This window comes from Hymenobacter qilianensis, assembly GCF_014638675.1.
In the GTDB taxonomy this organism is placed as follows: Bacteria; Bacteroidota; Bacteroidia; order Cytophagales; family Hymenobacteraceae; genus Hymenobacter; species Hymenobacter qilianensis.
Window position 1 is genome coordinate 110,742 of record NZ_BMFN01000004.1, and the last position, 18,871, is coordinate 129,612.

At 55.1% G+C, this 18,871-nt stretch carries 19 protein-coding genes; 12 read left to right on the top strand and 7 right to left on the bottom strand.

From position 1 onward, the window contains the following. Positions 1 to 112: 112 nt before the first annotated feature. Positions 113 to 1,393, bottom strand: coding sequence for an MFS transporter (locus IEW06_RS18550; RefSeq protein ID WP_187731397.1), 1,281 nt, complete (start codon positions 1,391 to 1,393; stop codon positions 113 to 115). 208 nt (positions 1,394 to 1,601) lie between these two features. Between IEW06_RS18550 and IEW06_RS18555 the strand changes: the two genes are divergently transcribed. Beyond that, positions 1,602 to 2,474 (top strand): HAEPLYID family protein, encoded by an 873-nt coding sequence (locus tag IEW06_RS18555; protein WP_187731396.1) that lies wholly within the window; start codon positions 1,602 to 1,604, stop codon positions 2,472 to 2,474. Positions 2,475 to 2,491: 17 nt separating this feature from the next. Here the strand turns inward: IEW06_RS18555 and IEW06_RS18560 are convergent, their stop codons facing one another. Continuing rightward, the gene (locus IEW06_RS18560) at positions 2,492 to 2,650 is read right to left on the bottom strand and encodes a DUF2256 domain-containing protein (RefSeq protein WP_187731395.1); all 159 of its coding nucleotides are present in this window, start codon (positions 2,648 to 2,650) and stop codon (positions 2,492 to 2,494) included. A 185-nt stretch (positions 2,651 to 2,835) separates the two neighbouring features. Here IEW06_RS18560 and IEW06_RS18565 point away from each other — a divergent pair, with 185 nt between their 5' ends. The 4 genes from IEW06_RS18565 to IEW06_RS18580 all read left to right on the top strand — a co-directional run bounded on the left by IEW06_RS18565 (position 2,836) and on the right by IEW06_RS18580 (position 6,165). After that, positions 2,836 to 3,420, top strand: a complete 585-nt coding sequence (locus IEW06_RS18565) for a DUF1572 family protein (protein ID WP_187731394.1) — start codon at positions 2,836 to 2,838, stop codon at positions 3,418 to 3,420. 5 nt (positions 3,421 to 3,425) lie between these two features. Then, positions 3,426 to 3,992: a 2'-5' RNA ligase family protein gene (locus IEW06_RS18570; RefSeq protein WP_187731393.1), complete on the top strand. Its 567-nt coding sequence runs from the start codon at positions 3,426 to 3,428 to the stop codon at positions 3,990 to 3,992. Between the two features lie 112 nt (positions 3,993 to 4,104). Beyond that, positions 4,105 to 4,566, top strand: a complete 462-nt coding sequence (locus IEW06_RS18575; protein ID WP_187731392.1) for a hypothetical protein — start codon at positions 4,105 to 4,107, stop codon at positions 4,564 to 4,566. 216 nt (positions 4,567 to 4,782) lie between these two features. After that, complete coding sequence (locus IEW06_RS18580) at positions 4,783 to 6,165, top strand: OmpA family protein (protein ID WP_187731391.1); 1,383 nt, start codon at positions 4,783 to 4,785, stop codon at positions 6,163 to 6,165. 74 nt (positions 6,166 to 6,239) lie between these two features. Here IEW06_RS18580 and IEW06_RS18585 read toward each other — a convergent pair whose 3' ends face one another. The 5 genes from IEW06_RS18585 to IEW06_RS18605 form a co-directional block, all read right to left on the bottom strand. Continuing rightward, positions 6,240 to 7,211: a deoxyhypusine synthase family protein gene (locus IEW06_RS18585; protein WP_187731390.1), complete on the bottom strand. Its 972-nt coding sequence runs from the start codon at positions 7,209 to 7,211 to the stop codon at positions 6,240 to 6,242. Positions 7,212 to 7,368: 157 nt separating this feature from the next. After that, positions 7,369 to 7,881 (bottom strand): STM3941 family protein, encoded by a 513-nt coding sequence (locus tag IEW06_RS18590; RefSeq protein WP_187731389.1) that lies wholly within the window; start codon positions 7,879 to 7,881, stop codon positions 7,369 to 7,371. 14 nt (positions 7,882 to 7,895) lie between these two features. Continuing rightward, entirely contained in the window at positions 7,896 to 8,435 is a 540-nt protein-coding gene (gene hslV / locus IEW06_RS18595; RefSeq protein ID WP_187731388.1) for an ATP-dependent protease subunit HslV, read from the bottom strand. Positions 8,436 to 8,536: 101 nt separating this feature from the next. Then, entirely contained in the window at positions 8,537 to 10,303 is a 1,767-nt protein-coding gene (locus IEW06_RS18600; RefSeq protein WP_188548737.1) for a pyruvate dehydrogenase complex dihydrolipoamide acetyltransferase, read from the bottom strand. Positions 10,304 to 10,456: 153 nt separating this feature from the next. Further along, positions 10,457 to 11,071, bottom strand: coding sequence for a histidine phosphatase family protein (locus IEW06_RS18605; RefSeq protein WP_187731387.1), 615 nt, complete (start codon positions 11,069 to 11,071; stop codon positions 10,457 to 10,459). 79 nt (positions 11,072 to 11,150) lie between these two features. Here IEW06_RS18605 and IEW06_RS18610 point away from each other — a divergent pair, with 79 nt between their 5' ends. The 7 genes from IEW06_RS18610 to IEW06_RS18640 all read left to right on the top strand — a co-directional run bounded on the left by IEW06_RS18610 (position 11,151) and on the right by IEW06_RS18640 (position 18,825). After that, positions 11,151 to 11,594 (top strand): hotdog fold thioesterase, encoded by a 444-nt coding sequence (locus IEW06_RS18610; protein ID WP_187731386.1) that lies wholly within the window; start codon positions 11,151 to 11,153, stop codon positions 11,592 to 11,594. Continuing rightward, positions 11,591 to 12,844 carry a chorismate-binding protein gene (locus IEW06_RS18615; protein ID WP_187731385.1) on the top strand — a complete coding sequence of 418 codons (1,254 nt, stop codon included), beginning with the start codon at positions 11,591 to 11,593 and terminating at the stop codon, positions 12,842 to 12,844. The genes IEW06_RS18610 and IEW06_RS18615 overlap by 4 nt, the downstream gene beginning before the upstream one ends. Positions 12,845 to 12,946: 102 nt before the next feature. Further along, entirely contained in the window at positions 12,947 to 14,815 is a 1,869-nt protein-coding gene (gene menD, locus IEW06_RS18620) for a 2-succinyl-5-enolpyruvyl-6-hydroxy-3-cyclohexene-1-carboxylic-acid synthase (protein ID WP_188548738.1), read from the top strand. Positions 14,816 to 14,832: 17 nt separating this feature from the next. Further along, entirely contained in the window at positions 14,833 to 15,651 is an 819-nt protein-coding gene (gene menB, locus IEW06_RS18625; protein ID WP_187731383.1) for a 1,4-dihydroxy-2-naphthoyl-CoA synthase, read from the top strand. A 200-nt stretch (positions 15,652 to 15,851) separates the two neighbouring features. Beyond that, positions 15,852 to 16,604 (top strand): adenylate/guanylate cyclase domain-containing protein, encoded by a 753-nt coding sequence (locus tag IEW06_RS18630; RefSeq protein ID WP_187731382.1) that lies wholly within the window; start codon positions 15,852 to 15,854, stop codon positions 16,602 to 16,604. A 181-nt stretch (positions 16,605 to 16,785) separates the two neighbouring features. Beyond that, entirely contained in the window at positions 16,786 to 18,327 is a 1,542-nt protein-coding gene (locus tag IEW06_RS18635; RefSeq protein ID WP_187731381.1) for a lipase maturation factor family protein, read from the top strand. Positions 18,328 to 18,459: 132 nt separating this feature from the next. Beyond that, a complete protein-coding gene (locus tag IEW06_RS18640) occupies positions 18,460 to 18,825 on the top strand; it encodes a DUF6370 family protein (RefSeq protein WP_187731380.1) in 366 nt (121 codons plus the stop codon). Positions 18,826 to 18,871 lie beyond the last annotated feature (46 nt).

Here is an 18,871-nt window from a genome sequence, read left to right on the forward strand (position 1 = left end):
AGGCAGGCAAAAAGGAAACACAAAGGTCGGATGGGGCGACCAATGGTGCCTTAACAATTTTATGCGCCTTTTGCTGCTGACCTCCAGAAAAGCCCCCCACGTGGGCCAAAAGCTAGGCGGGCACCGGCGTAGCGCTCAGCTCGCGGTAGCGCACCAGCAGCACGGCCGCCGAGGCCACAATAAAGCCCCCCAGCAAGGCATAGCCCCAAGCTATATTGGAGCCAAGCGTGAAAAAGCGAAGCGAGAACAGCAAAATAAAACCCGTACGCAGCAGCACGTTTACGACGTTAAAAATGCTGTTTACCCGCCCAATCACCTCATTCGGCACGTGCACAAACAAGTAGCTCACCCGCAGAATGCGCGTGCCGGCATTGGTGAAGCCCAGAACCAGCGAAAACGCCAGAAACAGCCCCACCGACCGCGTAGCCGCGGCCACCCCAAAGCTCACCCCGGCAATCATCATCAGCACGATGACGGAGCGCAGCGTGGGGTGGCGCAGAAATACCCGTCGCACAAACAGGCCCGCACTTAGAGCACCGACGGCGTAAGCCACTTCGGCCGCGCCAAACACCGCCGCCCCGGCCTTCAAATGGTTATGTACATACAAGGGCATCAGCGCATTCAGGCTCACCAGCAAGCCCACAAACACCGAGAAGGAGAACAGCCCGAACACCCACACGGCGCGGTGCTCCTGCAGATAGGTGACGCCCGTGCGCAGGCGCTTCCAGAGTGAGCCCAACTCAACTTGGGTCTGAATGATAGGCTGGTGGCGGATAAACGCAATGAGCCCCACGGCCACGGCGTAGGTAATGCCATCGAGCAGAAATATCTGGTGCAAAGGCCAGGCTTCCAGCGAGAAAGGCAATTGCAGCTGTGCTCCAAACAAGTTATACGTCTGGCCCACGGGCAAGCCTTCCAGCAACAGCGCTGCCAGCGCGCCGCTCACCACCGACGTAGCTTGTCCCACTATTTCAATAGCGGAAGTGATGCGCGGGTAGTCTTTGGGCAGACTGATTTCCTGAGCAAAAGCGTAGAGGTTGGGGTAATGAATGCCGTAGCCAAACACGGTGGTGGTGAAAGCCAGCAAAATGCCCCCCAGCGGCACGCCACCCGTGGCAAAGCCATAGCTGGCCACTCCCAGTAGCACCGCCCCTTCCACCACATTCGACGCCAGAAATACTCGTTTGCGGTCGAACCGGTCGACTAGGGCACCAGCATACATTCCCCAAAATAAGGAGGCAAACGTGACCAGTCCATACAATAGGTTAAAGGTGCTGGAAGCATTCTGGCGGGCAAAAAACCAAGGGACAGCCAGCATAGTGATGCCTTGGGCGAAGCCGGAAATAGCGTTGGCCGTAAACAAAAGCGCCACGGCGCGGCGGTTATTTTTCAAAGGAATAAGAATGGGAACAGCTAACGCTGCTGGTATAGTATCGATCTTAACTCATTAGCCACTTGTGCGCACGCCACTTTCGCTGTCAGCTTGCATGAAAGTAGAAGCGGTTGTGGCAGGCACTTATTAAAAGGCAGTTAAAAATAGGGGTCTGGTAGGTCAGCGGCAACGTTTTTGTGCGCCGGCGGCTTCGCTAATTCACTATCTTATGAAATTCCTGTTTCTGTTTTTGTCGGTTTTCTTCCTGACAGCAGCTTCGGCTTTGGCCCAGCAAATTGAGCCCGCCGAACTTACCAACAACTCACTCGACAGCCTCTATGTACAAGAAATAGAAGATGCGCAGGAGCCAGACAAGGTGCTGCACGCTGAGCCTCTGTTCGTTGACCTTATTCGCGACCTAGGCGCTAGAAAAGGGGAACGTGAGTGGAATGTAGGCGCGGGCCTGACCGATAACCTGCGCTACGACAGCTACGAATTGTTGGTAGAATATGAGTGGGCGCCTCTCAACCGCCTGGGGTTGGAAATAGAAGTGCCCTTGACTTTCTACTCCGGCGCCCGCGGAGAGGATGTGCGGCAGCCCCGCAACCAGCTAAATGGGCTGAAAACCGCGTTTCAGTACTCCTTTTTCGTGTCAGAGAAGCTGAAGACGTCCATGGCAGTTGGCTATATCAATGAGCTGACCATGAATGAGTTTCGGGAGCTTAACCGCAAGTTTATCACGGGCAACGTGTACAGCCCCTTCTTTGTAGGCGCCAAGCGCTGGGGCGATAATTACCACTCCCTTATTTATACCGGTCCCATTGCCGACCAGCACTTTGACACGGGCCACGTCGAGTGGTCATATCAGCTCAACTCCAGCTTACATTATATGATACCAGGCACCCGCAACTTTCTGGGCGTCGAGTTCAATAAAGGCTGGCGGCACGGCGACTTTGACATGACCATCCGGCCCCAAATGCGCGTAGGTATAGCCGACAATCTGCTTGTAGGCATTGTGGGGGGCATTCCGGTGCGGCGGGAGGAGCAACGGCTCAGCTCTTTCGTGCGCCTGATTTATGAGCCCGGTCACAAGCACAAATAAGAGTGCTGGGGGGCTTTTTACACTTGGTTTTTGAGCTTGGAACGCTGGCACTTCTCGCCGCAATACTTTACTTCGTCCCAGCAGTTGCGCCACTTCTTACGATACTCAAAAGGACGGCCGCAGGTGGCGCAAATCTTTGTGGGCAGGTTGCCTTTGGTGAGCTTAGCCGGCAGCATAAAACGAGTGTAACGTGTGTTGAAGTAACACTATTGGCGGCTGAATAGTTGGTGGTGGGCTTGCGCACCCGAGGGCTGTGGGGGCAAGAATAGTTGCGCTACCAGCAAAAAACAAAAAGGCTGCCCGTGCATTTGGGCAGCCATTTTTGTAATCTAGCACTTGTTAAACCCTTGTTGCTAGCGCTATGTCACTGCCGCCGAATGATGCACTGGGCCAAGCTGTATTGGCCAATCTGCGCCACACCTTTGTTCAGTATAAAACCTTGGCTGATCGAGCGTTGGCGCAGATTCAGCCCGCCGAATGGCTGTATAACCCTGCGCCGGGTGCTAATAGTGCGGCCGTTATTGTGCAGCACATGGTCGGCAACCTCCGCTCCCGCTTCACCGACTTCCTGACCACCGACGGCGAAAAGCCCGACCGTCGCCGCGACCAAGAGTTTGAGGAACCCAATGCACCCGCCGAGACATATGTGCCGGCTTTGCGGGAGCAATGGGAAGCGGCCTGGCGCATTCTGTTTGACTTACTAAACACGTTGCAGCCCGATGACTTGCTGAGCACAGTTACGATTCGGGGTGAAGCGCACACCGCGCTTGCGGCTCTGGAGCGACAGGTAGCTCACTACAGCTACCACGTGGGCCAACTCGTGCAACTGGGCAAACTGCTTCGGGGCGCTGACTGGCAAAATTTGAGTGTACCACGGGGCCAAAGCGAAAACTTTACCCAACAAGTGCAGCAAAGGGCCAACCCTAAACCCAGTTCTATAGTTTGAGGGCTATGCTCGCAATTACTACCCTGCTCAGTCCGCCCAACGCGGCACGCATCAACCGCATCATAAAGGAGCTGGAAACGGAATTTGGCCTCGACGACGTGCAGGCTACCGCCGATCCGCACATCACCTACCAGCTGGCGGGGGTGCGCAAGCTGTCGTTGCTCAAGGCTGTACTACGCGATGTAGCCCGCACTACCAAGCCATTTCCGGCCTTTACTACGGGCCTGGGGGTGTTTCCGGGCCCGAATCCGGTTATCTATATTCCGGTGCTTCGCTCCGATGCGCTCAATCAGCTGCACATGCGCATCGTGAATGCCACCGCGCCGCTTTGCCTGCGCACCGACAAGTTCAGTGGCCCCGATTGCTGGATGCCGCACATTTCCCTGGCCCTGCACGATACCTCACCGGATCTACTCGGCCCAGTATTGCAACACCTTAATGAACAAACGTTTAATCTGCGGCTAAACATCAACAACATCACTATTCTGCGGCAGGAAGGCGAGCAGTTTGTGCAGGAAAAAGTCTTCAGCTTTGAAGGGCATAAAAATGAGAAAGCACCTCTGCTTTTTTAGCTTTTTGCCTTTTAGTCGCTGCCTAAAAAGGGCCATAGCCAACATTTTGCCCCCCAGCGTGGCATTTTCGTTCCCACTGCCGACCTTTACCGCCTCACTTTTCCTTTCTCCTATGTATGATATCGTACTTGCGCTGCACTCTTGGTCGCGCTGGCTGGTGATTATTTTTGGGCTGATTGCTGTGTACCGGGCCTTCGTGGGCTGGCAAAATCGTCGCCCTTATCTCGGCGCTGATAATGGTATGGCCGCGGCCTTTGTGGGCTCCATGCACCTACAGCTACTGCTAGGCCTGATTCTGTATTTCGGCCTGAGCCCGGTAGCGAAGGCTGCCACCCAAAGCATGGGCGCCGCTATGAAAAACCCCGAGCTGCGCTTCTGGGGAGTGGAGCACATTGTCACGATGGTTTTGGCCGTCATTTTTGCTCAGGTGGGTCGCTCCATCTCCAAGAAGGCTATTAATCCAGTATCCAAGCACAAAAAAGCGTTTATCTGGTTTACTGTGGCGCTGGTGCTGGTACTACTAATGATTCCGTGGGGTATCTGGAACCCCGAGCGGCCGCTGTTTCGGCTCTAGATTTCTATTTGTATAATTAAAAAAGCCCCCCAATCATCCGATTGGGGGGCTTTTTTCGTGCTATAACTCAACTCTACACTTTCTACCAATTGTCGTCTCAACTTTTAACATAAACTATTAAAAATTATATTTTAAATTAAAATATAACCATTTTTTTAGACTTCAATTGTAAGAATGCGTATGGGACTATATTCTCCCATTTAACTCCCTATTCGTATGAGCCAGAACTTATTAGAGCTTGTTCAGAGCTACTTCAGCGGCGACACGGTACGCCAGACCAGCACTGCCCTGGGCGAAAACGAGAGTAGCGTTGGCAAAGCCTTACGCAGTGTTGTGCCCTTGGTATTAGGTGGCTTATTTGCCCGCTCTCAACAGCCCGGCGGCAATGCCGAGTTATTCGACTTATCCCGTCAGACGCACAGCAGTGGTATTCTGAATAATCCGGGTACCCTGGTGGGCGGAATGGGTAGCTCAAGTACTACCGCGCCCGCCTCCGATGGCGGCCTGCTAAACAAGGGGGCCGAAATGCTGCGCTCCGTATTTGGCAGCAATTACACTTCCGCCGTAGATGGCATGAGTCAGCAGGCAGGCGTGCGCAACTCCACCACCAGCAGCCTGATGGGCATGGCTACACCGGTGATACTTGGCCTGCTGGGCAAGCACGCAGCCGACAATAACCTGGATTCCACCGGTTTTGGTAATTATTTGAGCAGCCAGCGCAGCAGTATTATGGGTGCTCTGGGCAGCCTGCCTGGCAACATAGGCAGCATGCTTGCCGGCTTGGGTCTGGGTGGGGCAGCGGCCAGCGTGGGCAGCGCAGCCAGCTCTGCTACCCACAACCTTGGCAATACCGTTTCGGCCGCTGCCCACCGCACCGGCGACGCTGCCCGCAACACGGCCCGCGACGTGGAAACCGACACCGATTCCCCGAATCGGTGGCCATGGATATTGTTAGGCCTTCTGGCTCTTGCCGCAGCGTTCTTCTTCGTGCGCGGCTGTGATAGAGAGCCCGAAGCCGCCGCGCCAGCCACCACCGATATGGTAGCTGATACGACCACCGTTGCCGCGGCTCCCCTTGCGGCCCCTACCGGTCGCTACGACGAGGCCAGCGGCAACTACATCTACGATACGGGTGCCAACACTGATATTAAGCTACCCGATGGCACAGTGCTGAACGTGGGGGGAAATTCGTTTGAGGCCCGGCTGTTTAATTTCCTGAACGACCCAAATCAAACCGTGAGCGATGATAAAACCCAGGGCTGGATGAGCCTGGATCGCGTGTACTTCACCACCGGCAAATCCGCACTCACAGCCGAATCGCAGGCGCAGCTGAAAAATACAGCGGCTATTCTGAAGGCTTTTCCCAATGCAGCTATTAAGCTAGGTGGCTACACCGATAACAAAGGCAAGGCTGATATGAACCTGACTCTCAGCGCCGACCGTGCCAACGCCGCCCGCAAAGCCCTGATGGATAATGGCATCGACGCCGGCCGCGTAACCGCTGAAGGCTACGGTCAGGAGCACCCCATCGCCACGAACGACACCCCTGCAGGCCGCGCCCAGAACCGCCGGGTAGATGTGCGCGTCACCAAAAAGTAATCTGGATTTAAGGTCAAAGAGAAAGCCCCCCAGAAAACTTCTGGGGGGCTTTTCATGGTTGACTTTAGAAGCAATTATTGCCCTAACACCATAGCAAACACCAGCGGCGCTACAATCGTGGCATCCGACTCGATGATAAACTTAGGCGTGTCCTGGCCCAGCTTGCCCCAGGTAATTTTCTCGTTGGGCACAGCGCCGGAATACGAACCATACGAAGTAGTAGAGTCCGAAATCTGGCAGAAATAGCCCCATAATGGAACACTGGTGCGGCCCAAATCTTGGTGCAGCATCGGCACCACGCAGATTGGGAAGTCACCGGCAATACCGCCACCAATCTGGAAGAAGCCTACTTTGCTCTCGTCGGTGGCTTGCTTGGTATACCACTCAGCCAGATAAATCATGTACTCGATGCCGGTACGCACGGTGTGTACGTTCTGGATATCACCCGAAATAACGTGGCCCGCGAAGATGTTACCCAACGTAGAATCTTCCCAACCTGGGCAGATAATCGGCAGGTTTTTCTCAGCAGCAGCCAGCATCCAGGAGTCTTTGGGGTCAATTTGGTAGTACTGCTCCAGCTCGCCTGACTTCAGGATTTGGTAGAAGAACTCGTGAGGAAAGTACCGCTCGCCGGCCTTATCAGCCTGCTCCCAGAACTTCAATACTGAGTGTTCGAGGCGGCGCATAGCTTCCTCTTCCGGAATGCAAGTATCAGTTACGCGGTTCATGTGGCGCTCCAGCAGGGCTTGCTCGTCGGCCGCCGTCAGGTCGCGGTAGTTAGGCACCCGCTCATAGAAGTCGTGGGCTACCAGGTTGAAGATATCCTCTTCCAGGTTGGCACCCGTGCAGCTGATGATTTGCACCTTGTCCTGGCGAATAAGCTCGGCCAGTTGAATGCCCATTTCGGCTGTGCTCATGGCACCAGCCAGCGTAATCATCATTTTACCACCTTCCGCGAGGTGCTTATTGTAGCCTTCAGCGGCATCAATCAAAGCAGCGGCGTTAAAGTGGCGATAGTGGTGCTTGAGGAAGTTCGTTACGTTCATCGAATCGTTGTTCTATGTAGTAGTGGTGGGTCGTGGTGTACAATCAATTAGCAACTCCGAATCGTTCAAAAAATGTGTGCTATATCGAATATTCTGAATAGCATACAATTGAGACTAGGTTGCTCACAATAGCAGTTCAGTTAGGCTGCTATTGTGATTAGTTAAGAGGTAAGTCAGGGGGCTTGAGTTGCGCCACAGCGCTCTGCTTCAGAATATACTCTAGCAATTGCTCTGGGTTAAGATTAACGCCACTCAAGTTTACTGACAGACATGTGAAGCCAAGCGCTTCATTGGCGCTCGCTAACTTACGCTTCAGGGGCGACAGGCGGCTTATATACTCCTGTTCATTGTACAGGTGCAGGCATATAAAATTATTCTGGTTAATAGACCGTACGTAAGCACCCATTATATCGGCCCAAGGAATTAAGCCTACACCTAGGGTGCGGTCTAGGATACCCTGATCTGTGATTTGCAGCCGGGGTCGAGTATCAAAAAATTGCCAAGTTCCAACGGCGGCGCAAGCTCCGAAAAAGATAATGCTTACTAAGCCTATTCCCCACTTGCCCGCAGTCAGAATTAACCAAACCCCCATTGCTACAAACGCCAGCCCACCTATGGTAAGCAGCGCATAATGCCAGCGGGAATTGTAGTAGATCAGGTTTTCAGTCATGATCTTGAGACCGTTTAGCTAGGCTCCTCAATCATAAGGTTATGGTTGGTGTAGATGCAGATATCAGCCGCAATGTGCAGGGCATCTTCCACCATTTGGCGGGCCGTGAGGTGGGGGGCGTGCTTCTTCAGAGCCAGCGCGGCAGCCTGAGCAAACATGGCACCTGAGCCAATGGCAGCTACGTCGAAATCAGGCTCCAGTACGTCGCCGGTGCCAGCCACGATAAGCAGCTCGTCTTTATCAGCTACCACCATCATTGCTTCCAGCTTGCGCAAATATTGGTCTTTGCGCCACTCTTTGGCGAGTTCAATGGCGGCGCGGCGCAGCTGTCCGTTGTAGCTGCCCAGCTTCTCCTCAAACTTGTCGAGCAGCATAAAGGCGTCGGCTGTAGAGCCGGCAAAGCCAGTCACCACTTTTCCGTCATGCAGCTTACGAATTTTACGCACATTGCTCTTAGCCACGTGCTTATCCATGGTGGCTTGTCCATCGGCGCCCACGGCAATCTGCCCGTTGTGGCGCACTCCGAGAACGGTGGTTGATCTTATCTTAGTCATTGATTATTCCTTGTTAATTTCTGGTAGTCAGTAAAAACGATTGTCAGTTGCCAGATCGAAACGATCTAACAACTGACAACCATTAACTGTCACTTAAAAAATCAAATCAGCATGCGCATCGGGTCTTCCAGCAGAGCTTTCAGCGTTTGAAGGAAAGCGGCGCCGGAAGCACCGTCTACTACGCGGTGGTCGCAGCTCAGGGTTACTTTCATGATGTTACCTACTGCCAGTTGACCGTCTTTTACCACGGCAGTCTGCTTAATGCCCCCCACAGCCAGAATGCAGGCATCTGGAGGATTGATAATGGCCGTGAATTCGTCGATGCCAAACATGCCCAGGTTCGAGATGGTGAAGGTGCTACCCTCCCACTCGGCTGGCTGCAACTTCTTGCTCTTGGCTTTACCGGCAAGTTCCTTCACCTCAGTAGCTATCGTAGACAGCCCTTTGCCGTCGGCATTGCGCACCACGGGCACCAGCAGACCTTCGTCCACAGCTACAGCCACACCTATGTTGACCATATGGTTCTGACGAATCTTGTCGCCCAGCCACGAAGAGTTGATGGTTGGGTGCTGCTTTAGCGCCACAGCAGCGGCCTTGATTACTAGGTCGTTGAACGACAGCTTCACCGGCGACAGCGCGTTAAGCTGCGTGCGAACTTCCATGGCGCGGTCCATGGTGATTTCCATCGTCAGATAGAAATGCGGCGCCGAGAACTTGCTTTCCGCGAGGCGGCGCGCAATAACGCGGCGCATCTGCGAAACGGGGGTATCAGTGTAAGTACCTTCGGGCTGAGCGCTGGTTGGCGCGGCAGCAGGAGCGCTTGGCTGTGCGGCGGGTGCGGCTTTTGGCGCTTCAGCTGGCGCGATGTATTCAGGAAGCGGTGCGGCGGCTGGCTTCGCGGCTGGAGCAGCCGTGGCAGCGCCGGGCTGGAAGTTCTCCACGTCGCGCTGCACAATGCGGCCGTTGTCGCCGGAGCCTTTTACCTGATTGATATCGATGCCTTTTTCCTGTGCGATGCGCTTGGCCAGCGGCGAGGCCAGCACGCGGCCACCACTTGAAGCGGCAGCCTCGGCCGGAGCTGAAGTAGTTGCTGATGCCGGTGCAGCAGCTTCAGCGGCGGGAGCGGCAGCAGGTGCTGCGGCTGGCGCAGCAGCGCCACCAGATTTGCCCCCCAGTAGGGCTTCGATGTCGGCGCCTTCTTCCCCGATGATGGCCAGTACGCCATCAACAGCTACCGATTCACCATCCTTCGGGCCGATATACAGTAGGGTACCGTCCTCGTAATTTTCCAGCTCCATGGTTGCCTTATCGGTTTCCACTTCGGCTAGTACATCACCTGATTTCACTTTATCGCCTACTTTCTTGAGCCAGCCGGCAATAACGCCTTCCGTCATTGTGTCGCTCATTTTGGGCATGCGCACAACGGTGGCTTTTTTACCGTTGCCAGCGGCGGCTGGCGCAGCAGCTTGCGGCGCGGCGGCCTGAGCAGCAGGTGCTGGAGTAGGTGCAGGAGCCGCTTTGGGCGCTTCCGCAACAGGCGCGGGTGCTGCAGCCTTGGGCGCTTCGGGAGCAGGTGCAGCGGCGGAGCTACCTCCGCTTATGCCGGCCAGCAGGGCTGAGATATCTTCGCCCTCTTTGCCTACAATAGCTAATACCCCGTCTACGGGAACAGAATCTTTTTCTTTGGGGCCAATGTAGAGCAGGGTGCCGTCCTCATAGTTTTCCAGCTCCATCGTGGCTTTGTCGGTTTCCACTTCGGCCAGGATATCCCCGGACTTCACTTTATCGCCTACCTTTTTGAGCCAAGCCGCGATAACCCCCTCGGTCATCGTGTCGCTCATTTTGGGCATTTTTATGATTTCGGCCATCTGCTTTTTGGGCTTGGGTTGTGAAGGGTCAAAATTAGCCTGAAAATCTGCGCTGGCAAATGCTAAACGCAGGATGGGCGTAGGCTAAAGAGCAAAAGTAGCTTTCAGTACCAGAAAGGGTAGTTGTGTTAACGCAGCAAACCGCTTTGGGTGTTACGTTAAATGCGCCGTATCTAAAAAACTTCGCACCGAGAACATAGAGCCCGTGTAGTGCAGCCGGTACAAACACAGGTTGCGGTGCTCAAAGGCATCCATGCAGCTTAAGTTGTAGTTGAGCAGCTGGCACAACAGCACCCGCATGGCCCGGCCGTGCATGCATACCAGTATGGTTTCTTCCTCGGGGCGGCTGATTATCAGGTCGATAAAAGTACGCTGGCGGGCGGCTACCTCGTCGGGGCTTTCGCCGCCCATAAGGCGGGCGTGCGTTTCGCCCTTGGCCCACTGGTTCAGTACACCCTGGTATTCAGCATCTTCCTGAGGTGTGATGCGGGTGCCCTCACGCAGGCCCCAACTAATTTCGTTCAGGCCTGGATGCGCCTCGTGCGGCAGGCCCAAATCCAAGAAGCCCTGCACCGACTGCTGGGTGCGCTGCAACGTGGAGGTATAGACTTTATCGAACGCCAGATGTTTATAAGCAGCGAAGAAACGGCTGGCCTGTTCGTGGCCGGCCGCGTTCAGGGAAGAGTCGACGCCACTGCCCTGCACGATACCCTGCACGTTAAAATCGGTTTGCCCGTGCCGAATGAGGTATATTTTTTTGACGCTCACTTTACCCCTAGCTTTGTTGTGACGGGTCCGAAAGTACTGGTTTTTCAGGCCGCTGACCCCGATTTTTTCATTTTCCTCTATGATACCACCCGCCCCTACCCTCGCGCAGCTCAATGCTTGGTGCCGCAATACAATGGGCGAACACCTCGGCATGGAGCTGACCGAAATCGGTGATAAACTGCTGGTTGGTCGCATGCCCGTTGATCACCGTACGCACCAGCCCATGGGCCTGTTGCACGGTGGCGCTTCTGTGGCGCTGGCCGAAACCTTAGGCAGCATAGGCGCCGCCCTGCAGGTCGACAGAACCAAGAAAGCTTGTGTAGGGCTAGAAATCAACGCCAATCATCTGAAAGGAGTTCGCTCGGGATATGTGGTTGGCCGGGCGGTAGCCCTGCATGTGGGTCGCACTACGCAGGTATGGGAAATTCGCATTACACATGAGGAAACGGAGGCGTTGGTTTGCGTTAGTCGCATCACGATGGCCGTCATTGATTTGCCTCCCAGAGCGGGCGAAACGGCATGAGTCAGCGCCCCCGGCCAACGCTGGTGCCGTACCCCGGCGGTGAGCAGCTAGCGCCCACGGAGCAGCTGCGGCAGCTGGTGGCGTTTGCCCTCCAGGCAGATTTACCGGTAGCCTTGTGGCGTCTTCCAAACGCAGCACACGCGCAGCTTTGCTTAAGCTTTTCGTGGGAAGAAGCGCTGACTGGTTTGCCTCCTAACCTTGAAGCAAGCGCCCCGTCGGGCTTCGCCTTTTTCCCCTTCCGCGATTCAGACCACAATCCGGCGTTATTTCTGCCCGCTAATGTATTCTTCGACAGCGGACAACCAGCACTATTTTGGGTAAATAAAACCGGCGCGGCCGACTTTCGCCTGTCTGAGCTGCGGCAGTTTCTGCAAGCCTCCCCGGATACCGCTTCGTTGCGTTGGCACCAGAGTCCGCAACCCGCGCCTGCCACGGCTTCCCTTGAAGAGTATACTGCCCTGGTACGGCGTGGCGTGGCGGCTATCGAGCAGGGCGAAGTCCAGAAAGTGGTGTCGTCGCGGGCAACGCGCCAACTTTTGCCCCCTAGCTTTGATGCGCTGCAGGCTTTTGAGGATTTGCAAGCTAGGTACCCGCAGGCGTTTGTGTCGCTGGTGAGCGCGCCGGGCGCGGGCACCTGGCTGGGCGCCACGCCTGAGGTATTGGCTGAGGTTACGCCGGAGGGCACGTTTCGGACCATGGCGCTGGCCGGCACTCAGCCGCTCACGCCCGGCCTGACGGCCCAAAAGGCCATTTGGCGGCAGAAGGAAATAGAGGAGCAGGCGTTGGTGGCCCGCTACATCGTGAGCTGCTTCAAGCAGTTGCGCCTCCGCGAGTACGACGAAATTGGCCCCCGCACCGTGGTTGCGGGCGAGCTTTTGCACCTGCGTACCGATTTTGCGGTGCATCTGCGGCAGGTGCCTTTCCCCTCATTGGGCACCGATATGCTACGGCTGCTCCATCCAACGTCGGCGGTGGGCGGCATGCCCCGGCAGGCGGCCCTCGACTTTTTGCAGCAGTATGAAGGCTACGACCGGGCGTATTACAGCGGGTTTCTGGGCCCGGTTAATCTGCCGCAGGCGGGTGTGGCGCGCTTATTTGTGAATTTGCGCTGCATGCAGCTCCGCCCCACCGAAGCAATTCTGTACGCTGGCACCGGCCTCACCATCGACTCCGACCCGGAACGCGAATGGGAGGAAACCGAGTTGAAACTCCAGACCGCCGGAGCCGTGCTGGCGACATTTAACAATTAACATTCATCAGTTAACAGTTTCGTTTTCATCCCTTTTTTTCGTCCTCTATCAGCCTCAACCAGTCGCGCCTACCGCACAACAACTATTAAATGTTAATTGAAAATGCAGGCAGTTTATAACATCGCGGAAATTTGTGCTTGCCACGGCATTACGGATGTGGTGCTGTCGCCGGGCTCGCGGTGTGCGCCTCTGACGATTGCCTTTGCCCGCCACCCGGAGATTCGGGTGCGCACGGTGCCGGATGAGCGGGCGGCGGCCTTTATCGGGCTGGGCTTGGCGCAAAGTCAGCGGCGCGCGGTGGCGCTGGTGTGCACGTCCGGCACGGCGGGCCTGAACTACGCGCCGGCCGTGGCCGAAGCTTCTTTTCAGCAGATTCCGCTCGTCATCTTCACCGCCGACCGTCCGCCGGAGTGGATCGACCAGCTCGACGGCCAGACCATTCGCCAAACCGACCTCTACGGCGCCCACGCCAAAGGCTCGTTCACCTTTCCCGCCGACACCAGCCACGCCGATGCTAAGTGGCACTCGGAACGCATAGTGAATGAGGCAATTAATACGGCGCAGCAGTTTCCGGCCGGGCCGGTGCAGGTAAATATTCCTTTGCGCGAGCCTTTTTATCCGAAAGCCGGTCAGGAGCTGCGCTTTGAGGAAGTCAAAATAATCCGAGAGCAGGCAGGCACACCAACTTTGCCCCCCAGCGAGCTGACCGATTTAGCCCAGACCCTGCGCCGAACTGCGCGGGTGCTCGTGGTAGCCGGGCAACATGTTTTTGATGAGCAGCTGGTGCGAAGTCTTCGGGCGTTTGCGGCGGCTTATCAGGTGCCGGTAGTGGGCGATGTGATAGCGAATCTGCATCAGCCGCTGGGGGGCAAACCTGAGGTTTCGGGCGCCACGTCGCTGGGGCATCAGGATGTGTTTTTGGCCGTGCCAGATGCTGAGCTCAAAGCTGACCTCCGACCTGAGGTGCTGATTACGTTTGGCCAGTCGCTTATCTCCAAAGCGCTGAAGCTGTACCTGCGCGAATTTGCCCCCCGGCAGCACTGGCACGTGCAGGCCACCGGCCCAGTCGCTGACACCTTTAAATCCCTGACGCGCATTATCCGGATGGAGCCAACCGCTTTTTTCGATCAGCTGCTTCCGCTTGATAAACAGCCATTTATCACTTCAGAATTAACAGCAGCCAAAGCAAACAGCCTTACGTCCGTGGCAGATGCTACCCGAGTTGCTCCCCCTCCCGTGCCATTAGGGATTCCGATGCAAGCCAACACGTCGGAAGGCGAAGATGCGGGTGCAGCCGATGCTTCTTACGCATCGCGTTGGCAGCGGGCTGAGCAGTGGGCGAATGGCTTTTTGGCTGGTTTTTTTGCTGCCCCCAACCAGCCTTTCAACGAGTTTACGGTGTTTTATCGTACCCTACAGCTGCTTCCCGAAGGCACCGCTCTGCACCTTGCCAATAGCATGGCCGTGCGCTACGCCAATATTCTGGGCTTAGCCAACCGAACTGCGGAGGTATTTGCCAACCGTGGCACCAGCGGTATTGACGGCTGCACCTCCACGGCCGTGGGCGCGGCCTTAGCGCAGCCTACACGGCCGGTAGTGCTGCTCACCGGCGACGTTGCTTTTTTCTACGACCGCAACGCGCTCTGGCACAATTATCCGCTACCCAATCTGCGCATTGTGCTGTTCAATAATCACGCGGGGGGCATTTTTCGGCTGATCGACGGGCCGCGCCAGCAGCCGGAGCTGGAGGAGCTTTTTGAAACCCACCAAGCCCTCTCAGCCGAGAACACGTCGCGCGATTTCGGGTTACGCTACTTCCCCGTTTCCACCTTCGCCGAACTAGAATCGGCTTTACCGGTTTTCTTTGCACCCGAAGGCGGCGCGGCCCTGCTGGAAATCACCACCGACAGCGCCACCAACGCGGCCTTTTTTGAGCACTACCGTACTTCTGTCAGAACCTCTTTCTCTTAGAATAACTCACCTTCCCTATGGCCATTACCTGGACTCCCATCAAGGAATTCCGCGAGATTCTCTTCACATTTCACGAGGGCATCGCCAAAATCAGCATCAACCGCCCGCAGGTGCACAATGCCTTCACGCCGCTCACGGTGCAGGAGATGATTGAGGCTATGGACATCTGCCGCAACCGCACCGACATTGGCGTAGTTATTCTTACCGGCGAAGGCGGCAAAGCCTTCTGCTCGGGCGGCGACCAGAGCGTGCGCGGCCACGGCGGCTACGTGGGCGAAGACACCGTGCCCCGCCTCAACGTGCTCGATTTGCAGAAGCAGATTCGCTCCATTCCCAAGCCCGTTATTGCCATGGTAGCCGGCTGGGCCATTGGTGGTGGCCACGTGCTGCACGTCGTCTGCGACCTGAGTATTGCTGCTGAAAATGCCCGCTTTGGCCAGACCGGCCCCAAAGTAGGCTCCTTCGATGGTGGCTTTGGCGCGAGCTATTTAGCCCGCGTAGTAGGTCAGAAAAAGGCCCGCGAAATCTGGTTTCTCTGCGACCAGTACGATGCTCAAGAAGCCCTCGACATGGGCCTCGTAAACAAGGTGGTGCCTCTGGAAAAGCTCGAGGAAACTACCGTGGCCTGGTGCCGCAAAATCCTCGAAAAAAGCCCCCTGGCGCTGCGGATGCTCAAATCAAGCTTCAACGCCGAGCTCGACGGCCAGGCTGGTATTCAGGAATTAGCCGGCAACGCCACACTGCTCTACTACCTGAGTGAAGAAGCCAAGGAAGGTCGCAACGCTTTCGTGGAGAAGCGCAAGCCCGACTTCGACAAGTATCCGAAGTTCCCGTAACTGCTGAACAGTCATTGTAAAAAAAGCCCGTGCCACATGGTACGGGCTTTTTTTAATGAAAAGCGCATATTCCAGTAGTTCTTTCTTCCGTCTGTTTAAGTATAAAAAGCAGGACTAAACGATAAGCTTAAGCTACTAATGTTCAAGCAGATCATTATGAGAAAACTGTAAATATTAGCTGATATAATACTATATTAAACTTGAAGCTTACAAAGGACTTCAAGGGCGACATGAAAGAGACACAAATTTGCCAGGGCTGCTGGGAGCATATGCATATGCCGACTGCCATACGCGGCCCATTCTCTGCATTCTTTAGAACATTTGGCATCAAGAGAAGCAAGATGCACCCAAATATGTGCACCTTCTGCGAGAGCAATTTTGCCAAGATCATGAAGCATAAACAGGTCCCTGTTTCCACCACTATTCTCTTCGCTGATATTCGAGGGTACACGGATTTGTCGCAGCAAATAGAGCCCGAAAAACTGAACGAATTGCTACACCAGTTTTACGACCGATGCTCAGCAGCAGTATGGGAAAAAGATGGAATTGTCAACAAGTTCATCGGCGATGCGGTGCTTGCCATTTTCAATTTCCCACTGATCAGGAAAGACCATGTACAAAATGCAGTCAGCGCCGCTGTGCAACTGCAAAAAGACTGTAAGCACATGAAAGAGGAGATTGGCTTAAGTGATTTTCAAACCCTTGGTGTGGGCATAGGAATTCATACGGGAGAATCTTACGTGGGAGAAGTAGGAACCACTTATAAGGATTTTACGGCCATTGGCCCGGTAGTAAACTTAACGTCCAGGTTGCAGGGAGCTGCTGGTGTAGGTGAGATTATGGTCACGGAAGAGGTATTCAGTCAGGTAAAAGAGCAATTTCCCGATGCGCAAAAGAAGGCCCTTACCCTGAAGGGCATAAATAGTACTGTAGATGGCTATGTGCTTGCATAGCAGTAAAATGCAGGTGAAAAAGTTATTATGGGGAGTTAGTTCAACCCAGCTCAGATTTGTAGACCTGTTACCAACACGGGGGGCAATTTATAAGCGTTTATAACCCGTCACTAGCCACCAAACGCAAAGCAGCAGCCGTATTAAGCCTCCATCGGTATCAAACGAACGGAAGCGAAACGACATGGCTAGCGAATCTCAAAGTGCTACGCGTGCCCTAGGTACTCCTCCCTCTTACTGGCTCACTCGCTTTGTTCTGCTGCGCCTGCTAGGAGCGCTGTATGCCGTGGCCTTTCTCGTAGCAATCAACCAGATTATTCCGCTGATTGGCTCTAACGGGCTGCTCCCGGTCGGGCTGTACTTGGAGCGGGTGGGTGAGGCGCTTGGGTCAGATACAGCAGGCTTCCTTCGGCTGCCGTCGTTGTTCTGGCTTGGGCATTCGGACGCGGCTCTGCTTACGGCGGCCTGGGTCGGTTTTGTGCTTTCCTGCGTGGTGGTGGCTGGCTACGCCAATGCCTTGCTGCTGGCGGTGCTTTGGTTTCTCTACATGTCCTTCGTGCATGTTGGGCAAGAGTGGTATGGGTACGGCTGGGAAATTCAGCTTACCGAGACTGGCTTCCTCGCCATCTTCCTTTGCTCGCTGCTAGATCTACGGCCCTTCCCTCGGTATGCGCCCCCCATGCCCGTCATCATTTTATTCCGGTGGCTGGCGTTTCGCATTATGCTTGGGGCTGGCTTGATAAAACTTCGCGGGGATGAGATATGGCGTAACAGCACTGCTCTTTACTATCATTTCGAAACCCAGCCTATTCCCGGCCCGCTGAGCCGGTGGTTTCATTTTCTGCCACAACCTGTGCTGCAACTTGGTGTCTGGCTCAACTGGCTGGCCGAGATTGTATCTCCTTTTTTCGTGTTCTGGCCTCGGGTAGCACGCCACATCGCGGGGGTCGTGATTATCGTGTTTCAGCTTAACATCATTCTCAGCGGCAACCTTTCGTTTCTCAACTGGCTGACAATTGTGCCGGCGCTGGCTTGTTTGGATGATGGCTTCTGGGCGAAACTACTTCCCCGCGTGCTCGTGCAGAAAGCGGAAGCTGCTGCGGCCCGCGCCGAAGTATCCAAACCAATGCTCACGACGGCCTGGGTTGTAACGGCTCTCGTTGCTATTCTAAGTATTCAGCCAGCACTGAACATCGTGTCGCCCGGGCAAATCATGAACACCTCTTTCGACCCGCTGGACCTCGTCAACACCTACGGAGCGTTTGGAACGGTGGGCCGGGAGCGGCTAAATGTGGTGTTTGAAGGAACCATGGACCAAAACCCCAGCGACCAGGCCAACTGGAAACCCTACATCTACAAAGGCCTGCCCGTGGCTCTGGATCATCGTCCGCCGCAAATTGCCCCCTACCAGCTGCGACTAGACTGGCAAATGTGGTTTGCCTCTATGTCCTCTCCCGCCGAGTATCCTTGGACGGTGAATTTGATCTGGAAACTCCTGCACAACGACTCGGGGGCGGTAAGTTTGTTTGCGAGCAACCCTTTTTCTAAACAGCCACCGCGCTACATTCGGGCCGTACAGTACCGATATACATTTGCCAAGCCCGACAACGACCAAGGGCTTTGGTGGAATCGCGAACGGATTGGCATCTGGCTTCGGCCTATGTCTGCCGATGATCCGCAGTTGATTCAAGTCTTGCAGAGCGCCGGCTGGATACCGTTGGAATAACTTACATGATAATCTGGGCCCGCCGCAGATTTTTCCTGCTACTTACCTGCCTGTTTGTACGAGAGGAGGTGGTTATTTTCGTTATTTACACTGGCAACTTTATTGCCGCTTACTCCAGCAACCAGCAGCCCTATGAAGTCTTTATTAATGCTACTTGCCCTCGGCTTTTGCGCAGTATCTACTGCGAATGCCCAAACTACCAAAGCCACTTCAGGTGTAGCTGCCGCCCCTGACAAGGCCAAGAAAGTGATGGTAGTGGACGCTTCGTGTGGGCAGTGCAAGCTGGGGCTGCCGGGCAAGGAATGTGATCTGGCGGTGCGGATAGACGGCAAAGCGTATTTCGTTGATGGATCAGACATCGACTCGCACGGCGATGCCCACGCTAAAGACGGATTCTGTAGCGCTATCCGCAAGGCGGAAGTGCAGGGCGAAATAGTCAACAACCGCTTCAAGGCCAGCTACTTCAAGCTGCTGCCGGAGCCCACGGCAGCTAAATAGCGACCCGGATCCGACGCGGTCAAGAGCATATTCTGGTTGTAGCGCG

What these genes read in the sequence shown, in the direction of transcription:
- hslV (WP_187731388.1), bottom strand. Translation starts at nt 8,435, where the DNA reads ATGACTAAGATAAGATCAACCACCGTTCTCGGAGTGCGCCACAACGGG.
- menD (WP_188548738.1), top strand. Translation starts at nt 12,947, where the DNA reads ATGCAGGCAGTTTATAACATCGCGGAAATTTGTGCTTGCCACGGCATT.
- IEW06_RS18610 (WP_187731386.1), top strand. Translation starts at nt 11,151, where the DNA reads ATGATACCACCCGCCCCTACCCTCGCGCAGCTCAATGCTTGGTGCCGC.
- IEW06_RS18565 (WP_187731394.1), top strand. Translation starts at nt 2,836, where the DNA reads ATGTCACTGCCGCCGAATGATGCACTGGGCCAAGCTGTATTGGCCAAT.
- menB (WP_187731383.1), top strand. Translation starts at nt 14,833, where the DNA reads ATGGCCATTACCTGGACTCCCATCAAGGAATTCCGCGAGATTCTCTTC.
- IEW06_RS18590 (WP_187731389.1), bottom strand. Translation starts at nt 7,881, where the DNA reads ATGACTGAAAACCTGATCTACTACAATTCCCGCTGGCATTATGCGCTG.
- IEW06_RS18560 (WP_187731395.1), bottom strand. Translation starts at nt 2,650, where the DNA reads ATGCTGCCGGCTAAGCTCACCAAAGGCAACCTGCCCACAAAGATTTGC.
- IEW06_RS18640 (WP_187731380.1), top strand. Translation starts at nt 18,460, where the DNA reads ATGAAGTCTTTATTAATGCTACTTGCCCTCGGCTTTTGCGCAGTATCT.
- IEW06_RS18635 (WP_187731381.1), top strand. Translation starts at nt 16,786, where the DNA reads ATGGCTAGCGAATCTCAAAGTGCTACGCGTGCCCTAGGTACTCCTCCC.
- IEW06_RS18580 (WP_187731391.1), top strand. Translation starts at nt 4,783, where the DNA reads ATGAGCCAGAACTTATTAGAGCTTGTTCAGAGCTACTTCAGCGGCGAC.
- IEW06_RS18575 (WP_187731392.1), top strand. Translation starts at nt 4,105, where the DNA reads ATGTATGATATCGTACTTGCGCTGCACTCTTGGTCGCGCTGGCTGGTG.
- IEW06_RS18555 (WP_187731396.1), top strand. Translation starts at nt 1,602, where the DNA reads ATGAAATTCCTGTTTCTGTTTTTGTCGGTTTTCTTCCTGACAGCAGCT.
- IEW06_RS18570 (WP_187731393.1), top strand. Translation starts at nt 3,426, where the DNA reads ATGCTCGCAATTACTACCCTGCTCAGTCCGCCCAACGCGGCACGCATC.
- IEW06_RS18600 (WP_188548737.1), bottom strand. Translation starts at nt 10,303, where the DNA reads ATGGCCGAAATCATAAAAATGCCCAAAATGAGCGACACGATGACCGAG.
- IEW06_RS18585 (WP_187731390.1), bottom strand. Translation starts at nt 7,211, where the DNA reads ATGAACGTAACGAACTTCCTCAAGCACCACTATCGCCACTTTAACGCC.
- IEW06_RS18615 (WP_187731385.1), top strand. Translation starts at nt 11,591, where the DNA reads ATGAGTCAGCGCCCCCGGCCAACGCTGGTGCCGTACCCCGGCGGTGAG.